23 protein-coding genes and 1 tRNA gene are annotated in these 22630 nt (G+C 49.8%); 16 read left to right on the top strand and 8 right to left on the bottom strand.

Annotated elements, in window-relative coordinates; genetic code table 11:
- The first annotated feature begins 461 nt into the window (after nt 1-461).
- The 5 genes from ACN0IC_RS06905 (at nt 462) to ACN0IC_RS06885 (ending at nt 4342) form a co-directional block, all read left to right on the top strand.
- A complete protein-coding gene (locus ACN0IC_RS06905; RefSeq protein ID WP_416878033.1) occupies nt 462-782 on the top strand; it encodes a hypothetical protein in 321 nt (106 codons plus the stop codon).
- A 168-nt stretch (nt 783-950) separates the two neighbouring features.
- On the top strand, nt 951-1919 hold the full coding sequence (locus tag ACN0IC_RS06900; RefSeq protein ID WP_416878032.1) for a tyrosine-type recombinase/integrase: 969 nt from the start codon (nt 951-953) through the stop codon (nt 1917-1919).
- A gap of 50 nt (nt 1920-1969) precedes the next feature.
- Nucleotides 1970-2938, top strand: coding sequence for a KpsF/GutQ family sugar-phosphate isomerase (locus ACN0IC_RS06895; RefSeq protein WP_416878031.1), 969 nt, complete (start codon nt 1970-1972; stop codon nt 2936-2938).
- Nucleotides 2931-3737 carry a 3-deoxy-manno-octulosonate cytidylyltransferase gene (locus tag ACN0IC_RS06890; RefSeq protein ID WP_416878030.1) on the top strand — a complete coding sequence of 269 codons (807 nt, stop codon included), beginning with the start codon at nt 2931-2933 and terminating at the stop codon, nt 3735-3737. Before ACN0IC_RS06895 ends, ACN0IC_RS06890 begins: the two co-directional genes overlap by 8 nt.
- Entirely contained in the window at nt 3734-4342 is a 609-nt protein-coding gene (locus ACN0IC_RS06885) for a histidine phosphatase family protein (protein ID WP_416878029.1), read from the top strand. Before ACN0IC_RS06890 ends, ACN0IC_RS06885 begins: the two co-directional genes overlap by 4 nt.
- Here the strand turns inward: ACN0IC_RS06885 and ACN0IC_RS06880 are convergent.
- The 6 genes from ACN0IC_RS06880 to ACN0IC_RS06855 form a co-directional block, all read right to left on the bottom strand.
- Nucleotides 4305-5150, bottom strand: a complete 846-nt coding sequence (locus tag ACN0IC_RS06880) for an MBL fold metallo-hydrolase (protein ID WP_416878028.1) — start codon at nt 5148-5150, stop codon at nt 4305-4307. The genes ACN0IC_RS06885 and ACN0IC_RS06880 overlap by 38 nt on opposite strands.
- Complete coding sequence (locus ACN0IC_RS06875; protein ID WP_416878027.1) at nt 5141-5932, bottom strand: TatD family hydrolase; 792 nt, start codon at nt 5930-5932, stop codon at nt 5141-5143. Before ACN0IC_RS06875 ends, ACN0IC_RS06880 begins: the two co-directional genes overlap by 10 nt.
- Entirely contained in the window at nt 5932-6996 is a 1065-nt protein-coding gene (locus tag ACN0IC_RS06870) for a DNA polymerase III subunit delta' (protein ID WP_416878026.1), read from the bottom strand. The genes ACN0IC_RS06875 and ACN0IC_RS06870 overlap by 1 nt, the downstream gene beginning before the upstream one ends.
- Nucleotides 6997-7656, bottom strand: coding sequence for a dTMP kinase (tmk, locus tag ACN0IC_RS06865; protein ID WP_416878025.1), 660 nt, complete (start codon nt 7654-7656; stop codon nt 6997-6999).
- A gap of 3 nt (nt 7657-7659) precedes the next feature.
- Complete coding sequence (locus ACN0IC_RS06860; protein ID WP_416878024.1) at nt 7660-8805, bottom strand: D-alanyl-D-alanine carboxypeptidase family protein; 1146 nt, start codon at nt 8803-8805, stop codon at nt 7660-7662.
- Nucleotides 8806-8941: 136 nt separating this feature from the next.
- Nucleotides 8942-9934: a septal ring lytic transglycosylase RlpA family protein gene (locus ACN0IC_RS06855; protein WP_416878023.1), complete on the bottom strand. Its 993-nt coding sequence runs from the start codon at nt 9932-9934 to the stop codon at nt 8942-8944.
- Between the two features lie 436 nt (nt 9935-10370).
- On the opposite strand from ACN0IC_RS06855, the gene ACN0IC_RS06850 reads away from it, so the two are divergent.
- From ACN0IC_RS06850 to hisIE, 11 genes are all read left to right on the top strand, one after another.
- Nucleotides 10371-10460, top strand: a tRNA-Ser gene (locus tag ACN0IC_RS06850).
- 101 nt (nt 10461-10561) lie between these two features.
- Nucleotides 10562-12118 (top strand): sulfatase, encoded by a 1557-nt coding sequence (locus ACN0IC_RS06845; RefSeq protein ID WP_416878022.1) that lies wholly within the window; start codon nt 10562-10564, stop codon nt 12116-12118.
- A 16-nt stretch (nt 12119-12134) separates the two neighbouring features.
- On the top strand, nt 12135-12902 hold the full coding sequence (locus tag ACN0IC_RS06840) for a class I SAM-dependent methyltransferase (RefSeq protein ID WP_416878021.1): 768 nt from the start codon (nt 12135-12137) through the stop codon (nt 12900-12902).
- A 94-nt stretch (nt 12903-12996) separates the two neighbouring features.
- The gene (locus ACN0IC_RS06835) at nt 12997-13284 is read left to right on the top strand and encodes a YerC/YecD family TrpR-related protein (RefSeq protein ID WP_416878020.1); all 288 of its coding nucleotides are present in this window, start codon (nt 12997-12999) and stop codon (nt 13282-13284) included.
- Nucleotides 13281-14165: an ATP phosphoribosyltransferase gene (gene hisG, locus ACN0IC_RS06830; RefSeq protein WP_416878019.1), complete on the top strand. Its 885-nt coding sequence runs from the start codon at nt 13281-13283 to the stop codon at nt 14163-14165. The genes ACN0IC_RS06835 and hisG overlap by 4 nt, the downstream gene beginning before the upstream one ends.
- A 2-nt stretch (nt 14166-14167) precedes the next feature.
- Nucleotides 14168-15469 carry a histidinol dehydrogenase gene (gene hisD, locus ACN0IC_RS06825; RefSeq protein ID WP_416878018.1) on the top strand — a complete coding sequence of 434 codons (1302 nt, stop codon included), beginning with the start codon at nt 14168-14170 and terminating at the stop codon, nt 15467-15469.
- Nucleotides 15462-17111, top strand: coding sequence for a histidinol-phosphate transaminase (gene hisC, locus ACN0IC_RS06820; protein ID WP_416878017.1), 1650 nt, complete (start codon nt 15462-15464; stop codon nt 17109-17111). The genes hisD and hisC overlap by 8 nt, the downstream gene beginning before the upstream one ends.
- Entirely contained in the window at nt 17108-17707 is a 600-nt protein-coding gene (hisH, locus tag ACN0IC_RS06815) for an imidazole glycerol phosphate synthase subunit HisH (protein WP_416878016.1), read from the top strand. The genes hisC and hisH overlap by 4 nt, the downstream gene beginning before the upstream one ends.
- A complete protein-coding gene (gene hisA / locus ACN0IC_RS06810) occupies nt 17704-18429 on the top strand; it encodes a 1-(5-phosphoribosyl)-5-[(5-phosphoribosylamino)methylideneamino]imidazole-4-carboxamide isomerase (protein ID WP_416878015.1) in 726 nt (241 codons plus the stop codon). The genes hisH and hisA overlap by 4 nt, the downstream gene beginning before the upstream one ends.
- Nucleotides 18423-19190 (top strand): imidazole glycerol phosphate synthase subunit HisF, encoded by a 768-nt coding sequence (hisF, locus tag ACN0IC_RS06805; RefSeq protein WP_416878014.1) that lies wholly within the window; start codon nt 18423-18425, stop codon nt 19188-19190. The genes hisA and hisF overlap by 7 nt, the downstream gene beginning before the upstream one ends.
- Nucleotides 19190-19795: a bifunctional phosphoribosyl-AMP cyclohydrolase/phosphoribosyl-ATP diphosphatase HisIE gene (hisIE, locus tag ACN0IC_RS06800; protein ID WP_416878086.1), complete on the top strand. Its 606-nt coding sequence runs from the start codon at nt 19190-19192 to the stop codon at nt 19793-19795. Before hisF ends, hisIE begins: the two co-directional genes overlap by 1 nt.
- Before the next feature lie 18 nt (nt 19796-19813).
- Here the strand turns inward: hisIE and ACN0IC_RS06795 are convergent, their stop codons facing one another.
- The gene (locus ACN0IC_RS06795) at nt 19814-21001 is read right to left on the bottom strand and encodes a phosphoadenylyl-sulfate reductase (protein ID WP_416878013.1); all 1188 of its coding nucleotides are present in this window, start codon (nt 20999-21001) and stop codon (nt 19814-19816) included.
- Nucleotides 20991-22628, bottom strand: coding sequence for a nitrite/sulfite reductase (locus tag ACN0IC_RS06790; RefSeq protein ID WP_416878012.1), 1638 nt, complete (start codon nt 22626-22628; stop codon nt 20991-20993). Before ACN0IC_RS06790 ends, ACN0IC_RS06795 begins: the two co-directional genes overlap by 11 nt.
- Nucleotides 22629-22630 lie beyond the last annotated feature (2 nt).

Here is a 22630-nt window from a genome sequence, read left to right as displayed (position 1 = left end):
ATCGGAGGATGTTTGTCGTTGGGGGATGAAGGGTAACGCCTTGAGAGCCGGGCGGCCTGACGAGCGCCATGGGCTCCACGACTGAGACCCTTGGCCGTCAGCGGGACGCGAAATGCCCGTATTTGATGCGGGGCATCAAATACAATGCAGCGCCGAAACCGAAGGGTTCGGATATGGCAAAAATATTATTTAGCTGGGCCGCATCCTTACTATCTCTGCTTCGCAGAGCCGCGTTCGGATGATTCTATCACTGCGGGTCTTACGCCTTACACCCGTAAGCGTGAGGTCGTAAAAACCATATATAGCTTAACGTTCCCCGTTCGATACTCACACCCCGCAGACAGCCCTCTCCGACAAAACCCACAATAAAACGAAAGAATTGAGAGATAAGGAAATGAAATAAGAATAACATATAAGCGCCAAGGGAAGGGGGCAAAATCAGCGGAAGAAGAGACTTATTTATGGTAAGAAAACGAAGGGTTAACCCGCAACAATATCGACAGAATAAGGCGATCCTTAGCAGCCTTAGAGTTGAGGATAAAATCAGGGCGCTTCAGGCAAAACGCCGTGAGTCCCAACCTGACCATTTAAGTGCGAATGAACATGCCCTTATGCGTGAATTAAAATCATTGAAGCGCCGGGTTAAATATGACGAACTCGAATTAGAGTTGATGAATCTTGAACGCAAGATTGTCGGGCTATCGCCTTTGGACAGCTTGCCAATGGCTACGCCCGAAATGCAGGACATCATGAAAATGGAACGGGATATGATGACACCATAATTTGGCATGAAGCCGTTGTCTTCTAATTTGTCTTCACCTAAACCTTACTCGCTGAACGATAAAGTTCTAAAAAACTCACCAAAATACACCATTCTTTAATACAACATAATGCAGATTATGTTGTATTAAACAGGCCCCTAAGGCCGCGGTAGCGTGAGTGTGTATTCTATGGCCTCTTCAAAACAGGAAATTCAAACCGGACAAGATATGACGCCGCCGGACTTTGTGGTTCGCAATGGCACGAAAATGGTTTCGGCTTATGCCGAGTTCTTTTCGCTCAATATCAACCAACATACCAATCATGCTTATGCCAATGGATTGCGTTTGTTTTTTGAACATTGCGAAAGCCTGGGCATAACCGACGTTCTCGATATAGAGCCCGTCCATGTACAGCAGTTCAACATCGCGCAGATTGAAAAAGGCTATGAAAAATCAAGTTTGCGCCAATATCTATCGGCCGTCCGAATGTTTCTGGACTCCTGCGTCGTCAGAGGCGTTCTTTCCGTAAATCCGGCCAAGGCTGTGAAACTCCCGCGCACCACATCAGGCACAGGAAAAACACCGGTTATAGTTTCCACACAGGTCCGTCAGATATTGGACAGCATTCCGCGTCGCTCTCAGAAAGATCTGCGCGACCGTGCTTTGATAGGCCTCATGGTCTATTCCTTTTTTCGGATTTCCGCAGCCTTATCGCTCAAAGTACGTGATTATGAACTCAGAGGCGATCAGAGATGGCTTGTGGGGGAAGAAAAAGGCTCCAAACGGCACGAAATGCCCGTTCATCCGGATTTAGAGGAAATGATGGATGAATACCTCCAGACAACCGGCTTAATGAATCAGCCTAATGAATTGATTTTTCAGTCTTCTACTGCTCGCGGCGGTTATCTCACAGGCAAACCGTTTGACCGTAATTCGTCCTGGAGAATGGTGCGTAAACGCGCCCTCGCCGCAGGAATTCACCGTGATATCGGCAACCACAGCTTCCGCGCGACAGGCATTACAACCTATCTAAATAATGGCGGCAGTCTGGAGGACGCCCGTATCATGGCAAATCATTCAAATTCGACGACGACGAAACTCTATGATCGAACCAAAGATGTGGCCAAAGTGACTGAAATTCAAAGGCTGAAATTCTAGCTCTTTAGTTTTTACTCGTTTCTGCCCCCCGAACCGCCTATAGGTGCCCTATGAATACGTCGACAGAGATCGCAGAATTTGCCCGTAATGTGGTGCGCCAGGAACGTGACGGCTTGACCGCTCTATTAGAGTCCATTGACACGAGCTCTATTTCTCAAGCTGTTGATATTATTTTAAAATCTGATGGCTATCTCATCGTTGCCGGCGTCGGTAAATCAGGCCATGTCGGTCAGAAGATAGCGGCAAGTTTTGCCTCGACCGGAACTCCGGCCTTTTTCATGCATCCAACCGAAGCCAGTCATGGCGATCTCGGCATGATTGCCAAAGGTTCTATACTCCTGGCCCTCTCAAATTCCGGGGAAAGTCGAGAGCTGCTCGATGTCCTTAACTACGCCAAAAAAGAGAAGGTCAAAGTTATCGCGATAACCTCTCGACCTGAATCGACCCTGGCTAAAGCCGCAACAACCGCCCTCCTCCTTCCGCAAGTGGCCGAAGCTTGCCCGAATGGACTGGCCCCGACGACATCAACGACAAATACTCTTGCCATGGGAGATGCCTTGGTTGTTTCTGTCATGCAAAAGCGGGGCTTCACATCAGAAGATTTCGGTAGGCGCCACCCGGGCGGTAAGCTTGGCTTACGCTTACAGACAGTCTCGGATTGGATGGAGCGCACTCAAGCAGGAAACCCTCTGATAGATTATAAAGCCGATATGGCCGAAACCGTTCTGGCGATAACAGAAGGTGGATTGGGATGTGTTGGCATTACGGATGAAAACGGGGCTTTGATCGGGATTGTAACGGATGGTGATTTGCGCCGGGCCATGGGGCCGAATTTGTTTGAAATGAGCGCGACGGACATCATGACCCCCAGCCCATTCACGGTTTCGAAAGAGCAAAGGATGGGAAGGGTGGTAGATGAATTCACGGCCCGCCGTATTGGAAATGCATTCGTCGTACAGGGCGGAAAGCCCCTCGCCTTGGTGGATCTGAAATCTCTTTTAGCGGCCGGTTATGTCTAGCGCGATTATAGTTCCCGCCCGATACGCCTCGACGCGTTTTCCCGGCAAACCCCTGGCCATGCTGGGCGGCCAGACAATGGTCGAGCGTACTTACCGGAATGCTCAAAAAGCGGCGGACGATCTAAAGGATTGTGTTGCGCTGGTTGCGACGGATGATGGGCGAATAGCCACCCATTGCGCTGAAATTGGAATTCAATATGTCATGACCGACCCGGAGCTGCCGTCTGGAAGTGATCGCGCTTTGGCAGCCGTAAGAAATTTTGAGAACACATCGGGCCAGTCAATTGATATCATTGTAAATTTACAGGGAGACGCGCCATTTACGCCGCCAGAGCATGTTATCGCTGTTTTAGACCTTCTCGAAAAAGAACCCGGTTTTGATGTTGCCACACCCTATATTCAATTGGATTGGGACGCGCTTGACCAGATGAGGTCCGATAAGGTTGAAACGCCTTTTAGCGGCACAAGCGTTGTTTCGGATGAACACGGCAAAGCGCTCTGGTTTTCCAAAAATATCCTTCCGGCTATCCGGAAAGAAGAGGCTCTGAGATACGCCTCCCCCCTCTCCCCGGTCTGCCGCCATATCGGGCTCTATGCTTATCGCAAGTCGGCATTGGAAAAGTTCGTCTCATTGCCGCTAGGCCATTGGGAGCAATTGGAAGGGCTGGAGCAGCTACGTTGCCTTGAAAATGGATTGTCCATTGGCTGCGTCAAAGTCAATCCCTCGGAAGTGGACATCTCTGGCATTGATACGCCCGAAGACTTGCGCCGCGCCGAAGCTATCCTGGCGCATTTATGAGCAAGACGCTCTATATTGTCCGACATGGCAACACCTTTGATAAGGGCGACGAAATTTTACGAGTCGGCGGGAGAACCGACTTACCCCTTTCGCAAAGCGGGAAAGATCAAGCCGCGACCTTGGCCGAAGCCTTTAGGAATACGTCATTGGACGCCTGTTTTAGCTCGCCCTTAAAACGCACAATACAGACCGCAGAGGCGATTTGCCAAAACCAGAATATTGAAATTCAAAATGCCGAGTTCCTCCGTGAAATCGACTACGGACCAGACGAAGGAAAGCCGGAGACAGAGGTCATAGCCCGACTAGGCGAGGAGGCTCTGCAGGATTGGGAAGATAACACCGTTGTTCCGACGGGATGGAATGTAGACCCACAATATTACCGAATCCATTGGGCCAAATTTATAGCTACATTAGAGGCGCAAACGACATTGGTTGTGACCAGTAACGGGGTAGCTCGTTTTCTGCTGGATGCCCTATCTCTGCGAGTTGAAGACCGGAAAATAAAAACCGGAAGCGTATCGAAACTGACACGAGTTGACGGGAAATGGGAACTACAGTTTTGGGGTCTCAGGCCGCCTTTTGAACCGCCATTAGAGGGAGAATAATTTCCATTCCGTCATAGGCCGGGACAGCCATGGGCGGAAGTTCGGCTTTCAAGGTCTCATAATCCATATCAATATGCAGATTGGTCAGTATACCTTGTCTCGCTCGAACTCTGGCCAGCCAAGACAGGGACTTATCCGTATTGGCATGTGTTGGATGTGAATTATAGCGGAGACTATCAACGATGAATGTATCAACATCGGCCAGAGCCTCAATCGCTTCGTCCGGCACGTCCCATACATCCGGCGCGTAGCCAAGTTGGCCGTCCAAGATGAAGCCCAGAGAAGTGGTCGGGCCGTGGCTTACTTGGAAAACATCGAGCGTCAGTGTTCCTCCCGGTCCGTCTATCTGAACCCGATCGCCATTTTTCATCAGAGGCTGAAGTTTTAGGATGGGCGGATGAACCCGGCCTTCGGGCATTTCAAAGCAATAGTTAAACCGTGAATGGACATGGTCTTTGGTGTTTTGATCCATGTATGTTGGAATTTGGGTCCGCATCCGATAAGCAACTGCCCGCAAGTCATCAATACCGTGGCTTTGATCCGCATGTTCATGCGTAAAGACAACGGCGTCGAGTCGTTTGATATCAGCCGCTAGGAATTGTTCCCGAAGATCGGGACTCGTATCAATTACGATAGCCGTACGGTTTACCGGCGCCGGCATGTCCTCGCCATCCCAATACTCAACATAAAGCGAAGAGCGGGAGCGCTTGTTTCTTGAATTTGACGGATCGCAAAATCCCCAGTCGCCACCGACACGCGGTACGCCGCCAGAGGATCCGCATCCGAGAATGACGGCTCTCAATCCCATAAATCTGCTCTATCTGCTTTTTGGAAGAGATTGAAAAATGCGTCAGTTGTTCGCTTAGCCGTCTCTTCAAAAGACCACCCTTTGACATCCGCAAGCCCTTGGCAGACCTCTTTTACATAGGCAGGTTCATTACGGCGCCCGCGATAGGGCACCGGGGCCAGATAAGGGCAGTCCGTTTCTACCATGATGCGATCTTCCGGCATGACTTCTATGATGGCGCGTACGTCATGTGCATTCTTGAATGTCACAATGCCGGAGACTGAGAAATAACATCCCATTGCGTCCGCTTCTTTTGCAAGTTCCGGGCCTGATGTGTAGCAATGCATAAGAGCAGGAAACGCCCCTTTTGCCATTTCCCGGTCTAGCGTCTTCATCATTAAATCGTCAGCTTCGCGGGTGTGGATTATAAGCGGTATTTGAAGTTCTCGGGCCGCATCAATGTGAGCCTGAAAATTGTAGATTTGCTCGGCTTCGGAGCTGTATCCGTAATGAAAATCAAATCCGGTTTCACCAATGCCAATGACTTTTGAATGCTCTGCCATTTTGACCAGTTCTTCCGCCGTTATGTCAGGATTGTCTTTGGCATCATGGGGATGCGTGCCAACACTTGCCCATATGCCTTTTGAGCGTTTCGCAACATTGAGTGTTGCTTCAAAATCTTTGATGTTACAACAAATATTCAGAAGTCCGTTGACGCCAGCCTGTTTTGCTCTTTCGATGACATCCGGCAAGTCATTTGCAAATTTCTCTCCATGGAGATTGACGTGGCTATCTATCAACATCAGGCCGCCCTTACCGCGCTTAGTGTGTTAAGCATGGTCGCTGTTTTGTCAGTATTGATAGCTGTCTCTACGGATTTTTGGTCGCGTATTGTTGACCAAGCGGAAATCCACTTATCAGAATTCTTTGTCAGTTTGGGTGGTTCGAACGCCCCTTCCCAGATTCCTGTTTGAGAATGCATCGCGCAATATTGTATTGAGTCTTCCAAAACATCCCAAAATAAAGCTCTAGAGACAGCTGAATTTTGTGGGGCCAGCGACTTGGCAATAGACATATCTATACTGTCCTGACCCCCGGCTAACGATGCAAGGAACCTTTTTAAAGGCATCAGAACTTCTTTGGCATTTTGCGCTAGGGCAACCGCCTTGCCAGGACCGCCACGGCTCAACACCGCGCAGGCCTCTATAAGATCCGGTGACGCCTCGCCTTGCTTGTTTAACCACTCTTTGATCTCCAACTTTGAAACCGTTTTCAACGGAACATTCAGACATCTTGATCGGATAGTTGGTAATAAACGCCCCGGTGAAGAAGAGAGTAAGATCATCACGGTTCGCTGTGGAGGCTCCTCCAACATTTTCAGCAGGGCATTTTCTGCATTGCTATTCAAATCATCTGCTGTGTCGATAAGAACGACACGCCACCCCCCATCCTCAGAGGCTGTCCCTTGTAGGAATCCACTAATCGCGCGAATAGCGTCGACAGGAATGTCCTGTTTGAATTTTTTTGTTTTTGTATCCCAAGGTCTGTTCACGACGAAAAAATTACCGTGTCCCCTCGCCTCAATACGCTGCGCTACCGGATCAGTTGAAGGAATATTGAGGCTATCCTCCATCAAGGATTTGCCGCCTAGAAGTGACCGGGTCATACGGTAGGCTAGAGTCGCTTTTCCGACCCCAGGCGGTCCAGTGAGCAGCCAGGCGTGATGGAGGCGGCCTGATTCTTTTGCGTGGATGAATTTTCTTTCCGCCTCACCATGACCAAGCAGCTCATAGGTCTCACGGGGATGACGGCATCCCGGCGCGCGATCTGATTCCGGTAAGTCCTCAGTCTCAAACCCTTTCGCCACCTAGCTCTCCGAACTGCTCAATTTTCCGGCCAGCTCAGGATACCGCGTTGAAAGGGCATGTACGATTCGATTGTGAATGGCGTCTCGGCTTCCGCCGGCATCAAGTGTGAAAAACCTTTCGGCATTATCATTGGCAATGTCCAAGAATGCTTCTCGCAATGTGTTGTGAAAATCTATTGCCTCCCTATCAAAACGGGACATTTCTTCGCCACGTGTCTCTACGCGTTTTTGAGCAAGTATCGGATCAATATCGAAAAGAATTGTAAGGTCGGGTTTAAAGCCGTTCATCACTGCAGCGTGCACGGCCTTGACCCGATCCGGGCCTAGTCCGCGGGCATATCCCTGATAAGCCAGACTGGAGTCCGCAAATCTGTCACTGACCACCCAAACCCCACGGGCCAGAGCGGGTTTGATAAGCTTCTCAACGTGATCCAGGCGCGCAGCATACATTAGGAGGAGCTCAGTCATGCCTGACCAGCGTTCTTCGGTCCCTGTTAAAACCAGGTCGCGAATGGCCTCTGCGCCAAAAGTGCCGCCGGGCTCACGGGTCATAAGCGTTTCGACTCCCGCGCTCTGTAAAGCTTCGCAAAGTCTCTTGGCCTGTGTTGTCTTTCCGGCGCCCTCACCGCCTTCAAAAGTAATGAACTGTCCGCGTTCCATGTCCTAGCCCCTGATCGTTTTTAGCAGAGAGGCCCAGGCTTTCCCCACTCCTGACAATTCTTTGACGTCTTCGGCGGCCACAGCCTTAACTTTTTTGAGCTCTGTCTCACCATCATAAATTATGATTTCACCAATCTCATCGCCTGCCATTACAGGCGCAATTGCTGTTTTCGCGTGAAGTTCGGACCTGAGTCCTGACCTATTGATCCGAGCCAACCCGACTTTGACAGGTTCAGCTGCCTTTACGCCGACCTTGGAGGCCTTGCCCATATAGACATCAACTTCAGCGATTCGTTCTGATGCATTAAAGACATCATATATTTTGAACTGAGTGAAAGCGGCTGTCATGAGGGATATGGCCGTATCGCGACGTTCGGCCATACTTTCGGTTCCGTTCAAAACAACTATTCGGCGTTCTCCATCTCTTTCAGCAGATCCTACGAGTCCATATCCGGAAACTTCAGTATGACCCGTTTTCAGACCATCCGCGCCTGTGAACCGGCCCAGTAGAGGGTTTCTATTCCCCTGCTTGATCCCGTTCCAGGTAAAGCTGCGTATATCATAAAGTTTATAATACTCCGGAAATTCGCGAATCGTATAATCTGCCAATTTGGCTAGGTCCAATGCACTTATTTCGTGGCCGGGGTCAGGCCACCCGGTGGAATTTACAAAGTTTGCGCTGTTCATTCCCAGTGCCTGAGCCCGAGCCGTCATGCGCGCAGCAAAAGCACTTTCTGAGCCCGCTAAGCCTTCAGCCAAAACGATACATGCATCATTGCCAGATTGCGTAATAACGCCGTGTAGGAGGTCCTCGACCCGCACCATAGAATTCAATTTTAAGAACATTGTAGAGGAGCCGGATTTTGCACCGCCGCGTCGCCATGCTTCTTCACTCACCGGAAACTCTGTATCCATTGTGATTTCGCCGGACTCCAATGCTTCAAAAACCATAACTGCCGTCATGATTTTTGTCATGGACGCCGGAGGTATAGGTCTTTCGGCAGCCTTTTTGAAAAGAACTTCCTGACTATTGTAGTCATAGATAACGGCATGAGGGGCGTTAGTTTGAAACCCCGAAGAGGAGGTCTGGGCGAGCGCCGCGACAGGAAGGAAGAAAGTAGTAAGCAGAAGAGACGAAAAAATACGCATGAAGACCAAATATCCCGGTTAATTCTTCGCCCCTATCTTTGGGTGAAGACTCAAAAAAGGTGCCCCGAAGGACACCTAGTTTATTCACACAGCTTTTTGATAATCGCAAGGCCGGGCTGCGGCCAGATAGAGATGTTTAATTATTATTTTTCTTGCTGCTGTAGTGAACGGCCGGAATAAATTTCGCCTGGCTGTTTTCACTTTTCGCCATGCGGATAGGGCCTTTAATAGTCAGCGTAACTTGACCGTCTGAGTCTGGCAGTCCGGCTTCCGGCGCAAGTTGAGGCGCGGAAGGCGCAATCGGTGAATTATATTCTTGCGCGTCTGGAGAACGCTCAATATCGAAATAATCGCGCTCATGATATTCCTTCGGCATCATTGGTGCAGTATCCTGAGGGCCTGAAAAGGGCATAGACTTTGGAGCCGGAGCCTCGACCGTTAAAGACGGATCCTCAAAAACGGGAGGTAGCGATTGGGCACTCTTCTGCGCGGCGTTAGGATCGGCAGGGCCCATATATCGAACTCGAACCCGCGCTGTGCCGTCTTGAGTGTAACCCAATATTTTTGCGGAAGCCTCGGATAAGTCGATAATACGGCCTGTGACAAATGGGCCGCGATCATTAATCCGAACAGTAAGTGTGCGGCCGTTTGTCAAGTTCTCAACGTGAACCATTGAATTCATTGGCAATGTCTTGTGGGCCGCCGTGAGATCGTTCTTGTTGAATATCTCTCCGCTGGCGGTTGGGCGACCATGATATTTTGGGCCATACCAGGAGGCTAGACCGGATTTATCATATTTAGGGTCGTGCTTTGGCACATAGGTCGAACCCGCCATTTTATAAGGCTGGCCAATTTTCTGATGTGAATAGAGATCCTTATCCACGTCGTGCGGATTGAATTTCGGCCCTCTTGGGACGGTTGCCTGAGGCAGATAAGGAGACGGCAGGTCTTGTAATGTTGAGGGACGACGATGTTGAAGGCTGTTTGGCGCAGAGGGCATTTCCAAAGAGGCATATTTGGTGACGCCTTGTTCCATTTTGTAAGTGATAGGGGCCGCTTCAGAAACTTTGACGATGTTAGTTGAGGCGCAGGCACTCAATGTCATCATCATTATCGCAGATATGCTCATCTTTAACAGTCTCTTTTGTCTTACCGTTTTCATTCTCTGTACCCACTTTCACTGTGTCGGCCAAACCAAAGTAAATAACTAGGGTGACCCGTCTTCTATGGCTGAAAACAGTTAGGACGTTTTGCCTCTCTGACTATTTTCATTGAACCTATATTTAGACAAACAGCTTTAAGTCTGGGTTAGAGATTACCGTGAATACCTTATCAAAATTCTAGGTAAGGATTTGGTTAATCCCCTCATCCTCACCTTGCGATCCACCGCACCGTGACAGAAAAATGCCAGATAAGCTCCTTACATTTCCGTCACTCAGCCTTCACATTGCTCTGAATTAGAGCGGAACAATATTCTTTTACCTTTTCTCACCTCATCTCTGACAAATGGGTTGAACGGCGTTTCAAAATTGACTAAGCGCTGCGCACGCTCAATTTACACCCGTGGGCGGGTGGCAGAGTGGTTGAATGCACCGGTCTTGAAAACCGGCATAGGTGCAAGCCTATCGGGGGTTCGAATCCCTCCCCGCCCGCCACTTTCCAAAACAGAAACAAGCAATCATCCCTCTCTATGAGTTTACAGGCTCATGGGAAAATGCAAGCTGAGATAAATCTAGATCGTATTAAAGATGAGACGATGAAACCTTCTGTTGCTGCAATACCCTGCTTTGCGCTATTCCTCAGTCTCTGCGGCTGTACGGATCAAGATACTAATACGTCAGATGTAGATGATGTTGGCTCAACCGCCAGTTCATCTTCTGCTCCCGCTAAGCGATCCCTGAAACCGCATATTGTCTACATCACATCGGATGATCTGGGGGCAGACTTGGGACCCTGCTTGAATGATCTGAAACTCATGCCGAATATGGAAAAACGGTGCTCAACATCGTTAGTGTTCGAACGGGCCTATGCTAATCCCTATTGCACACCGACTCGCGCCGGAATTTTGACAGGCCGCTATTCGTACCGTCACGGCGCAAATGATGTGTACTCCAAACTTCCCAAACTCCCTCTTACGGAAACGACTATTCCGGAAAAAATAAAAGAAACCGGAGCCGGTTACCGATCCGCCGCATTTGGAAAGTGGCATTTGAGTTATGGTGAGAATGAAACAGACAATCTGAATAATCCGAGTGAACAAGGTTTCGATTATTTCGAGGGCAACCCGAGACAGTATTATACCTACAACTACTTTCCATCCGAATATCGGTGGTATGTCAACGGTGAGGATGTTGGGTGGGGAGAAAAATACAAACCCGTGCAGATCACAGATGCGGTTTTAAATGATTTTCAATCTAGGGCCTCAGGGCCTCAATTTTACTTTGTAAATTATGTGATCCCGCATATCCCTCTGCATGTTCCACCGAGAGAGTTGCATAGCTACAATCTACCGGAAAAAATACCTGACAGCATAATTCACGGCGGGGTCAAAAGAGACCCGAAGGCAGACAAATACGTATTTGCCATGTTGGAGGCGCTCGATGGCGAGCTTGAACGACTCGTATCCGGATTGAGCGAATCGACTCAAAGGCCCATCGTCTTTGTTTTCATGGGAGATAACGGCACGGCAAATGATGTTTACCAAGGGCCTGTCGGAACGAATGAGGGATGGTATCGAGGGAAATCAAGTCTTTATGAGGGCGGCGTCCGTATCCCGCTCATGATATGGTCTTCTCATCCAGGAGAATACGACATTCCGACGAGCCGTACTGACATGTTGGTCCATTCTGCTGACCTGTTTCCAACATTTTTCGACATTGCGGGCGAGGATATATCCACAGAGGATTTAGACGGTCTGAGCTTTTATAAAGTGTTTGATGATCTCTCCTATGAAAGCCGCGAGATGCTTTACAACGAAGGGGGGCATGACCGAAAACAGGCTTATAATTTTACAGCGATAGACCAAGAGGGCAAAAAACTTTTGGTTCAGGAATTAGACCGAAGGCGAACCGAGATAGGATTTGAGGATCTCGTTTCTTACTTTGACATCCGAAACGATCCCGGAGAACAGAATAACCTCTTAAAAACTCAACCTTGTGCAGTGAATTTTCAAAATGTCGATAAGTTATTAGAATTTATGCGAGAAATGAGAGAAAATAGAAATCCGGATTTATCCGACCGGTTCGTGATTGAGGCGTATCGAGCCGAAATTGAGTCTATTGAGAGCACATGTGATGCGACAGAAAATGAATAGGTTTTTGGATACCCCCATGGCGAAAGATAACAAAAAATACGAACCCAGCAAGAACTCCAAAAATGTCCGAAAACTTGGGAAGCCCGCCGAAACGGGTAAAATGGTTTTGGATTATGTGTGTTCCAAGCTCGGCATAGAATCCTTTGCCAAAAAATCCGTTTTGGATATTGGGTGCGGCTTCCGAATGGTTCGAACGATATTGGAAAATGACATGGAGGTCGGGCATTACACGGGTATTGAGCTGGACGCTGACCTCATTAAATATTTACAAAATGAGATCAGTGACCCGCGTTTTGATTTTCTCTACGCAAATCAAAAAAACAACTATTACAATCCTCAAGGCGGTGATGATTTTGCGTCCCTCAATCGGTCTCTGACCCGTGAATATGATATTATCACGATGTTCTCCGTCATTACGCATCAGGACCCGGATGAGGCCCGTAAGACTTTTGATCTCGCAAGAAACTCTATCGCTTCTAATGGCTGGCTAGTGTTCACGGCGTGTATTCAGGGAGAAGGTCACGCCGCGTTCGAAATGGAAGGCGGCGACAAAGGTGTCTTAGCTTCATTCCCTGAATCGCATCTGAGAGATTTGAAAAAACAAGCCGAATCTGGCGTTCAATATATGGAGTGGAACCCTGAAAAACCCGGTCAGATGAGTGGCTATAGAGTTGCCTATCTCAAAGAAATCCTGTCCGAATCAGGGTGGAATTGCCTTTCCGTGTTTCCGCCTTTTGATCAAGGGGTGCCTGTGCAGTCCACTTTCATCTGTAAGCCTGACTAAAGACAGATATTAGACCTTTTTACATATTTACTGGCATTTTACTCTTGCAGTCTTTATGTGTGTCTGTATTAGCACGATAGCACAGTGAGACATCATGCAGACACTTGAAAAAACTTTGGCGAAATTGGATACGGACAAGGCCGTTGCGGCTTTTCTGACAGACCTCTGTACGCCCGCCGAACGCAGGGCTATGACGGAGCGCTGGGCCGTTGCTCAGCTTTTAGAGCAAGACGAGCTCTCCTATCGAGATATACGAGCCAAAACAGGTGTCAGCACAACAACGATTGGCCGCGTCGCCAGATTTTTACGCGATGAGCCTCATGGTGGCTATCGCTATGCCCTCGACAAAATAGCCGACGAAAAATCGAAAGTAGAGACATGACCGATCGTTTGAGAATTGCTCTTCAAAAAAAGGGGCGCTTGGCTGATGATAGCTTCGAACTTCTGAAAAAGTGTGGTTTGCGCTTTGCGATACGCGGCGGCGGATTGCTCGCCCGCGTGAAAAACATGCCAATCGATCTTTTACTTGTCCGCGACGATGATATTCCGAGTTTTGTTGCCAATGACGCCGCCGATATTGGTATTGTTGGAGAGAATGTTCTTGTAGAAGAACAACTCGTCAGTCGTGAAGGACTGGACGCCGAAATCACTATGCGTCTGGGTTTTTCGCGTTGCAAACTGTCCCTAGCGGCTCCAAGCGATGGGGACATCAGCAAGACAGAGCAGTTAGACGGAACCCGCATCGCCACAACCTATCCTGGCGTGCTTGGAAACTTTCTCAAAGAGCGCGGTATTTCTGCTAAATCTGTTGAGATGAAAGGCGCGGTCGAATTGGCACCGTCTATCGGAATAGCGGAAACTATTTGCGATCTGGTATCTTCGGGCGCAACGCTCGAAGCCAACGGGCTCATTGCATTTGAAACTATATTGGAGAGTGAAGCTGTTTTGATTCAGTCTGGCCGTAAGCTCTCTTCTGATAAACAAGCGCTTCTTAGCAAATTGATGAGCCGCATTGACGGCGTAATCAAGTCCTCTGAAACGAAATATATTATGCTCAATGCGCCCAAGGATAAGGTCGAGGCTATTACGGAATTGCTTCCGGGATCGGACTCTCCGACAATTATTCCTCTGGCAGGCAAAGACAATCTCGTTGCGCTACAGGCTGTCTGCACAGAAAATATTTTCTGGGAAACTCTTGAAGATTTAAAAGCTCTAGGCGCCCGGGCAATTTTGGTCTTACCGATCGAAAAGATGATGAGTTAGTCATGGAGCGTTTCTACTGGTCAGATTTATCGGAAGAGATGCGTAAGAACGCCCTCTCCCGCCCCGCGGCTATTGCGGATGACAAGCTCGTTGCATCTGTACGAGAGATAATGGCAGGGGTTAAATCCAACGGTGATAAAGCGGTCAAAGATTACACGACGAAATTTGACGGCGTCTCGTCCCAGTCCTTCCTCATTCCAGAAGAAAAGCTGGAGTCTGCATGGGAGGCCCTGCCCGACGCAGATAAAACAGCCATTGAAACAGCCAAGAGCAATATCGAGCAGTTTCATCTCGCTCAAAAACCCCAGGATATCTCCGTAAAGACTATGAAGGGTGTTTATTGCCGTCGGGAATCACGCGCGATTAGTACGGCGGGGCTTTATGTGCCGGGAGGAACGGCCCCTCTTGTTTCAACTCTGTTAATGCTGGCTATTCCCGCCAAAGTCGCAGGCGTTCGCAACCGAATTATCGTGACGCCGCCCGCAAAGAATGGTCAAGTTAACCAAGCCATATTGGCTGCCGCCTATCGATGTGGCGTTACCGCCGTCTATGCATGCGGAGGCGCGCAGGCCATAGCCGCATTAGCTTACGGCACGGAAACCATCCCAAAATGTGACAAGATATTTGGTCCCGGGAATGCTTGGGTGGCCACAGCGAAATCCCTAGCCGCCCAGGAACCCGGCGGGCCGGGTATTGACCTCCCGGCAGGGCCATCAGAAGCCATGGTTTTAGCAGGGCGGAAATCCAATGCGACATTCGTGGCGTCTGATTTGCTTAGCCAAGCGGAGCATGACACCCTTGCACAAGTTGTTTGCGTCTCGACTTCTTCGGACAAGGCGCAAGAAATTGAAGACGCGGTGCAGGAACAGCTTCAAAGTCTGCCGCGTAAAGAAATCGCAGAGCAAGCGCTGGATTATGCGCGCATGATTATTGCCGAGAGCCGAGCCGATGTAGTCGATATCGTCAATCGTTACGCGCCTGAGCATTTGATAATCCAGATGAAAGATCCGGAAATGCTGGTGCCAAACATTCGCAATGCAGGGTCAATTTTTCTTGGTCCGTGGACGCCGGAAGCTGTCGGTGATTATGCGAGCGGTACGAACCATACCCTACCGACTTATGGCGCGGCGCGGTCTTACTCCGGCGTCACCCTGGAAAGCTTTATCAAATATATCAGCGTGCAACGCCTGACCAAAAAGGGTTTAAAAAACCTCGGCCCTACCGTGGAGAGACTCGCGACGATGGAAGAACTGGAAGCCCATAGACGGGCCGTCTCACTACGATTGGAGACGCTTAATGACTAAAACTGACTGGCCATATTCAATTGCCCGCAAAGCGGTGCTGGCGTTTGACAGCTATTCTGCTCGAGGCGGAAGCACAGACGCTTTACACTTGGATGCGAATGAAAATCCTTATGCGCCTCCGCCGGTGACGGGGGTCGGGAATTATAACCGCTACCCTGAGCAACAACCGCCTGCTCTGCGTCAGCGCTTGGCCGATATTTACGGCACAAAGCCCCAGCGCATACTGGTCGGGCGAGGTGCAGATGAAGGCATTGAGATCCTGCTTCGGACTTTTTGTGAAGACGGTCAGGACAGTATTTTGATATGCCCTCCGACCTTTGGTTACTACAAAACTGTAGCGGATATTCAGGGCGCCAAAACTATCGAAGTGCCGCTATCTGACACCTATGATTGGGATGTAGAGGGTATTCATAAAGCCGCATCGGAGACGAAAAAGCTCAAGGCTATTTTCATTTGCTCGCCAAACAATCCGACCGGCAATGAAATTGCTCGTAATTCTGTATTGGAATTGGCGACAGCATTTCCCGACACCTTTATCGTGGTAGATGAGGCGTATATCGAGTTTTCTGAAAGTGAGAGCTTTATTGGCGATATAACCGACTATCCCAATCTTGTTATTCTACGGACGCTGTCCAAAGCTTACGCTCTTGCCGGAGTGCGCGGCGGGTGCGCAATTGCAGATGAGCGGGTGATTGAGTTGATGCTTAAAGTCTTACCGCCTTATCCGATTGCCAGGCCTGTTGAGAATGCAATTTTGAGCGCCCTCGCCCCAGCCGCAATGGGCGTTCATGCTGAGCGTTTGGCTGAAACGCTGGAAGAACGCGAACGTATGGCGAAAGAGCTCAAAAAATCGCCTTTCGTGAAAGCCGTTTATCCCTCTGCAGCAAACTTTTTGCTCTTAGAAGTGAAAGAGGATGAAGGTTTAATCAGAGAACTAAGCAAGCGAGCTATTAAAATTCGCGATTATCGATCAACAACTGGCCGCATGCGCATATCCATTGGTTCTCCGGCGGAAAATACACTCGCCCTGAAAGCCTTTGGTGTCGTCGCCGATGACAAAGCTGAACGTGTTGGAGAAATCTTTCGCACAACCAAAGAGACCGACATCGCCGTACGCGTCAATCTTGATGACACGTCCAAGGTCGAAATTGAAACCGGGCTAGGTTTTTTCGATCATATGCTAGAACAGATCGCCAAACATGGCGGGATGGGATTGCGTCTTACCTGTAAGGGCGATCTGGAAATTGATGCCCACCATACGGTGGAAGATACCGCCCTCGCCTTCGGAGAGGCTCTGCGGCAGGCCTTAGGAAACAAGGCCGGTATTGGACGGTACGGTTTTGTGATGCCGATGGATGAGACTCAGGCTAAAGTCGCTATCGATCTGTCAGGTCGTCCGGCGGCTGTTTTTAAAGGCACTTTCCCGACAGATCATATTGGTGAATTCCCGGTCGAAATGTGCCCGCACTTTTTCGAAAGTCTGGCGCAGAGCCTTGGCGCGGCGATTCATATTGATGTGCAGGGTGATAATTCCCACCACATTGTTGAAGCCTGTTTTAAAGGCGTGGGCCGCGCGCTGCGTCCCGCCTTTGCCAAAACCGGCACGTCAGAAATGCCGTCGACCAAAGGTATGCTTGCGTGAGTTTGATTATAATCGATACGGGCTGCGCTAATCTTTCTTCGGTCGCTTTTGCCTTTGGGCGATTGGGCGTTGAGTCTGAAATTACGGCTGTGGCTAGTCGCATAGAACAGGCCGAGCGCGTTGTTCTGCCAGGTGTTGGCAGTGCGCCTTATGCCATGGAAAAAATCCGAGATCGAAATCTCGTCCCCGTGGTGCGGGGATTGAAGCAACCTGTTTTGGGTATTTGCCTGGGAATGCAGCTCTTATTTGAAACATTGGAAGAAGGAGATCAGCAAGTTGAAGGCTTTGGAGTTGTCAAAGGCCATGTCGGAGCCCTGGACACCCAAAATAATCCAAGCCCGCATATGGGCTGGAATACGCTTTCAACCGTAAAAGAGGATCCGTTATTAAAAGGAATCAATGAGGATGAGTATGCTTATTTCGTTCACTCCTTTGCTGCCCCTGTCGGCGATTACACGCTGATGAAATGCGATTATGGTAGTTCTTTCAGCGCCATTATACGGCAAGGCAATTTCAGGGGTTGCCAGTTTCACCCGGAACGCAGTAGTGCCACGGGTTCACGTATATTGAAGAATTTTCTGGACCTGCCCGCATGATTATCCCGGCTATTGATCTTATAAATGGACGCTGCGTCCGCCTGTACAAAGGCGACTTTAATCAACGTACCGATTACGACGAGGATCCTATCGACGTCGCTAAACGCTTTGCCGCAGAAGGCGCAGAGCGAATGCACATTGTAGATCTCGACGGCGCGAAGCACGGCAAGTCATCTCAGTCTGATTTGATTATGAAAATTGCCGCAGAAAGCGGGCTCAAGGTTCAAACCGGCGGTGGCATCCGTGACCTTTCGCAGATTCAGCGGCTTCTTGACGGCGGTATAGACCGGGTTGTGGTCGGCTCTCTCTCCGTGACGAATCCGCAAATGGTCAAATTCTGGCTGAATGAAGTCACCCCTTCTAAAATTGTTGTCGCTCTGGACGTGAATTTGGACGAGAATGGCGTGCCTTTCCCCGCAACCCGGGGGTGGTTGGAAGCGGGCAAGAGATCCCTTTGGGAAATATTGGATGATTATTCCGGATCCGGCCTTAATACGGTTTTGATTACGGATATTGGCCGGGACGGCGTTCTGGGCGGCTCGAATGTTGATCTTTATAAAGAGGTTCAGTCCAATTACCCAACTTTAAACGTGATTACCTCTGGCGGCGTGGGCTCGATCAAAGATGTTAAGGCGCTTAAAGCCTTGAAACCTCACGGAATCATTATCGGTAAGGCACTTTACGAGAACAAGTTCTCGGTTTCAGATGCAGTGGCATGTTAGCGAGACGTATAATACCCTGCCTAGACGTCCGCGAAGGACGCGTCGTCAAAGGTGTACAGTTTAAGAATCATGAGGATGTTGGCGGCATTCTGGATTTAGCGCTACGCTACCGCGACGCGGGCGCGGATGAGCTTGTCTTTTATGACATCACAGCGTCAGTAGATGACCGATCTGTCAGTCCGGATTGGGTGAAGAAAGTTTCACAAGTCCTTGATATTCCTTTTTGTGTTGCGGGCGGAATTAAAACGGTTGAGGCCGCTGGCGCCAGGTTGGCCGCAGGCGCCGACAAGATCAGTATCAACTCTCCGGCGCTGATGAACCCGAGCCTCATTACCGAAATGAGCGACGCTTTCGGCCAGCAATGTATTGTGGTTGGAATTGATAGTTTTGAAGATAAAGGAACCTATCGGGTCCGCTCTCACACAGGCGACCCGAATAAGCAACGTGAAACGGGCCGCGAAACCCTGTCATGGGTAGAAGAGGCCTGCGAACGCGGAGCGGGCGAAATCGTGCTTAATTGTATGAATCAGGACGGCGTCCGCAAGGGCTATGACATTAAACAGCTCGCCGCCGTACGGAACGTGTGCGCCGTACCTCTCATTGCCAGCGGCGGAGCAGGTGAAATTTCCCATTTCAAAGATGTATTTGAGCAGGCCAATGTAGACGGCGCGCTCGCCGCCAGCGTCTTTCATAAAAATATTATATCCATTCCAACCTTGAAGTCAGACCTCTCGAACTCCGGGATAGCGATAAGATTATGATGAACATCTCAGAACATATTAATTTCGACAAAGGTTATGGCCTGGTCCCAGCGATTGTACAGGACGCTCAAACGCTTCAGGTTCTAATGCTAGGGTATATGTCCAAGGAAAGTGTTGCTAAGACTTATGAGACTAATCAGGTCACATTCTATAGTCGTTCTCGCAAAACGCTTTGGACGAAGGGCGAAAGCAGTGGAAATTACTTGAATCTGATTTCCATGACGGTCGATTGCGATAATGACACACTCCTGGTGATGGCAAACCCGGAAGGGCCAACTTGTCATAGGGGCACTGTGTCCTGTTTCGGTGATCACGGGGCCAGCGGAGTGGGCTTTTTGGGGCACCTCGATAAAGTGGTCAAAGGCCGCGTTGGCGCCTCCCCGGATGATTCCTACACCGCAAAATTACTTTCGGGGCCCTTGCGCCGCGCCGCGCAAAAGGTCGGCGAAGAAGGCGTCGAAACCGCCCTCGCCGCGGTCGCCGAAGACGACGAAGCCCTCTTAGGTGAGAGCGCCGATTTGTTATATCACCTTATTGTACTCTTGCGGGCTAAGGGACTCTCATTGACGGACGCAATTGAAGTGCTTCAATCGCGTCACTCTTAAACGATTAGGACAAAAACCCTAAAACACCTCATAGGTTTTATTGACCGGAATGGGTTGCCATTTTCCATCTACAAAGTGAATGCCGCATTCGGTTTTGTCGGAATGGCGCCAGCGCCCTGCCCTTGGATCTTCGCCGGCGGAGACCCGGGTCGTACAAGGCTGACATCCGATCGAGAGATAGCCAAGAGCAAGCATCGGATGCGGAGTCAAGTCGTGACGACGCATATAGGCTGTCACGTCTTTCGCGCTCCAATAGGCAAGCGGGTTGACCTTCACCTGTTCTCCGCCAAGTTCCAAAATCGGCATGTCCGCGCGTTGCGGTGTCTGGTATCGCTTGCGTCCCGTAATGCGGGCGCCATACTGACGGATCACCTTATCCAGAGGCCGCACTTTTCGGAGATCGCAACAAGCATCCGGGGCAGACTGATTAAGGTCTCCTTTCGGATCTTCAGATTTTACTTCTGCCGGATCAGGGCGGATATTTTGGAAGTTTGTCAGCCCCAAATCGTCAATAAGCATATCGCGATACGCCAAGGTTTCCCGAAAGTGCTTTCCCGTGTCGAGAAAGATGATCGGCAGGTCGGGTTCGATTTCAGAGACCATATGAAGGAGCACGGCAGAGTCCGCGCCAAGAGAGGATGCCAGTACAATCTGTCCCCCATAGGCCTCAATCGCTTTTTTTAATGCACTCTCCGCGGAAAGCCCATGATATGGGTCTTTGGAGTTTTCGGTTGTTCGAAACCCGGTCGGGCGGGCATCCAAAACGCTGGTGGCAGGCCCGGACGGCACGGCATATCCCCGCTGATATGTCAGATCAAATTGATCCAAGGCCTTGAACCAATCACCTTCTGTGTGACGCTCAAATAGGTTCTGTTCCAGCTTTACGGCGTTAAAACCGCATTGCATGGCGAAAGCATATTGGTCAGGAATGAGCGGGCCTTCAGCAATGAGTTTTCCTTCATACCCCGCGCGTTTACGCAGAAGCCGTCCCAATGAAAATCCCCGGCCATCCGTAAATGCCGGAAAGTTCACAACAACTGTTTTGGCACGTTCTAGGTGAGGCTCGACATTTTCGAGACTTTCATCGCCGCCAACGCGCAAAATATCCGCGCTATTATGACCGGCAAAGTCTTCAATTGAGAGAATGTTTTCCTCTGGCGGGGGCGGTTTAGGCTGCCCGCCCGTTATCAAAAGATTAGTCGACATAGAGGACCTCTTTGAAGCTATCGACACCGGCGCGGCGCACCGTGTCGATAAAGCGTTCTTCGTTTTCGCGAATTTCAATATAGTGATCGACCATGCGCTCGATCCCGTCGATAAGCTCTTCCTGCGAAAAGCCTGGACCTGTAATCTGGCCAAGCGCCGCATTTTCGGAAGGGTCGCCTCCGATCTTTACCTGGTAGAATTCAACGCCGGCTTTCTCTAAGCCGAGAATGCCAATATGACCGACATGGTGATGGCCGCAGGCATTGATGCAGCCCGAAATTTTGATCTGCATTTCGCCGATCATGGCTTGCCGCTCTGCGTCCCAAAATCGCTCTGCTATGGCTTGGGAAACAGGAATAGATCTGGCTGTCGCAAGAGAACAAAAATCCATACCGGGGCAGCAAATAATATCCGTAATGAGGCCGATATTTCCTTCGTTCATTTTTGCGGCGACAAGCTTTTTATAAACGTTTTCAAGCTCGGACGTTTCAACATGAGGAAGAACAAGGTTTTGCTGATGCGTGGTGCGTATCTCGGAAAAACTGAATTCGTCGGACAAGTCGGCGATGACCCGCATTTGCTCAGAGGTCACATCCCCCGGCGCTCTTTCTTTCGGCTTCAGAGAAATATTGACGATCGAATAGCCAGGAACCTTATTCGGCAAAACATTGTGCTTAAGCCAGCGGGAAAAGCCGGGATCATCGCTTTTGATTTTAATGTCTTGCAAGCCCTTGTGCTCTGGGGGCGTGAAGTATCGATGGATGCGATCCACCTCTTCCGGCGAAACTGAAATATCCAAGGGAACAAGGTCGGCATATTCCGCTTCGACCAAATTGCGGAAATCCTCTATCCCTGTTTCCTGAACAAGGATCTTAATCCGGGCCTTATACTTATTATCGCGGCGTCCAAAGCGGTTATAAACGCGCAAAGTGGCTTCCAAATAAGGCAAAAGCTCTACGCGCGGTAGGAATTCACGGAGAACCTGACCGATAATCGGCGTCCGGCCCAAACCACCGCCAACAAGGATACGATATCCGACCTCTCCCTGTTTATTCTTGATAATTTCGATACCAATGTCATGGGCGCGGATGAGCGCACGGTCTTTTTCAGACGCTGTAACAGCGATCTTGAACTTACGGGGTAAGAAGGAGAATTCCGGGTGAAGCGTTGACCACTGACGCAGGATTTCACAGGTTGGGCGCGGATCCTCGATTTCATCGGCTATTGCGCCGGCATAGGGATCAGACGTTACGTTGCGAATGCAGTTGCCTGATGTCTGGATAGCGTGCATCTCCACGCTCGCCAATTCTTCAAGCATATCAGGCACATCGGTCAACTCTGGCCAGTTAAACTGCATATTCTGACGTGTTGTAATGTGGCCGTATCCTCGGTCATATTTATCCGCGAGATAGGCAAGCTTTCGCATTTGCTCGGAATTCAGCGTCCCGTATGGCACGGCGACCCGTAGCATATAAGCATGCAGCTGGAGGTAGAGTCCGTTCATTAGACGCAGAGGTCGGAACTCGGCTTCACTCAGGGCGCCGTTGAGACGGCGTTCAACCTGCCCCCTGAATTGTGCCACGCGGGAGGACACCATTTCGGCGTCAAATTCGTCATAACGATACATGA

The sequence above is a fragment of the Litorimonas sp. genome (assembly GCA_029936425.1).
Lineage (GTDB): Bacteria > Pseudomonadota > Alphaproteobacteria > Caulobacterales > Maricaulaceae > Litorimonas.
The sequence above is the reverse complement of the archived record's forward strand: the minus strand, read 5'-3'. Positions and strand labels throughout refer to the sequence as shown.

Coding starts and splice junctions, on each gene's coding strand:
- ACN0IC_RS06890 (WP_416878030.1), top strand. CDS start 2,931: ATGTCTAGCGCGATTATAGTTCCCGCCCGATACGCCTCGACGCGTTTT.
- ACN0IC_RS06900 (WP_416878032.1), top strand. CDS start 951: ATGGCCTCTTCAAAACAGGAAATTCAAACCGGACAAGATATGACGCCG.
- ACN0IC_RS06895 (WP_416878031.1), top strand. CDS start 1,970: ATGAATACGTCGACAGAGATCGCAGAATTTGCCCGTAATGTGGTGCGC.
- ACN0IC_RS06880 (WP_416878028.1), bottom strand. CDS start 5,150: ATGGGATTGAGAGCCGTCATTCTCGGATGCGGATCCTCTGGCGGCGTA.
- ACN0IC_RS06845 (WP_416878022.1), top strand. CDS start 10,562: ATGAAACCTTCTGTTGCTGCAATACCCTGCTTTGCGCTATTCCTCAGT.
- ACN0IC_RS06855 (WP_416878023.1), bottom strand. CDS start 9,934: ATGAGCATATCTGCGATAATGATGATGACATTGAGTGCCTGCGCCTCA.
- ACN0IC_RS06790 (WP_416878012.1), bottom strand. CDS start 22,628: ATGTATCGTTATGACGAATTTGACGCCGAAATGGTGTCCTCCCGCGTG.
- hisD (WP_416878018.1), top strand. CDS start 14,168: ATGGAGCGTTTCTACTGGTCAGATTTATCGGAAGAGATGCGTAAGAAC.
- hisIE (WP_416878086.1), top strand. CDS start 19,190: ATGAACATCTCAGAACATATTAATTTCGACAAAGGTTATGGCCTGGTC.
- hisG (WP_416878019.1), top strand. CDS start 13,281: ATGACCGATCGTTTGAGAATTGCTCTTCAAAAAAAGGGGCGCTTGGCT.
- hisA (WP_416878015.1), top strand. CDS start 17,704: ATGATTATCCCGGCTATTGATCTTATAAATGGACGCTGCGTCCGCCTG.
- ACN0IC_RS06905 (WP_416878033.1), top strand. CDS start 462: ATGGTAAGAAAACGAAGGGTTAACCCGCAACAATATCGACAGAATAAG.
- ACN0IC_RS06860 (WP_416878024.1), bottom strand. CDS start 8,805: ATGCGTATTTTTTCGTCTCTTCTGCTTACTACTTTCTTCCTTCCTGTC.
- ACN0IC_RS06795 (WP_416878013.1), bottom strand. CDS start 21,001: ATGTCGACTAATCTTTTGATAACGGGCGGGCAGCCTAAACCGCCCCCG.
- hisF (WP_416878014.1), top strand. CDS start 18,423: ATGTTAGCGAGACGTATAATACCCTGCCTAGACGTCCGCGAAGGACGC.
- ACN0IC_RS06835 (WP_416878020.1), top strand. CDS start 12,997: ATGCAGACACTTGAAAAAACTTTGGCGAAATTGGATACGGACAAGGCC.
- ACN0IC_RS06840 (WP_416878021.1), top strand. CDS start 12,135: ATGGCGAAAGATAACAAAAAATACGAACCCAGCAAGAACTCCAAAAAT.
- ACN0IC_RS06885 (WP_416878029.1), top strand. CDS start 3,734: ATGAGCAAGACGCTCTATATTGTCCGACATGGCAACACCTTTGATAAG.
- tmk (WP_416878025.1), bottom strand. CDS start 7,656: ATGGAACGCGGACAGTTCATTACTTTTGAAGGCGGTGAGGGCGCCGGA.
- ACN0IC_RS06875 (WP_416878027.1), bottom strand. CDS start 5,932: ATGTTGATAGATAGCCACGTCAATCTCCATGGAGAGAAATTTGCAAAT.
- hisC (WP_416878017.1), top strand. CDS start 15,462: ATGACTAAAACTGACTGGCCATATTCAATTGCCCGCAAAGCGGTGCTG.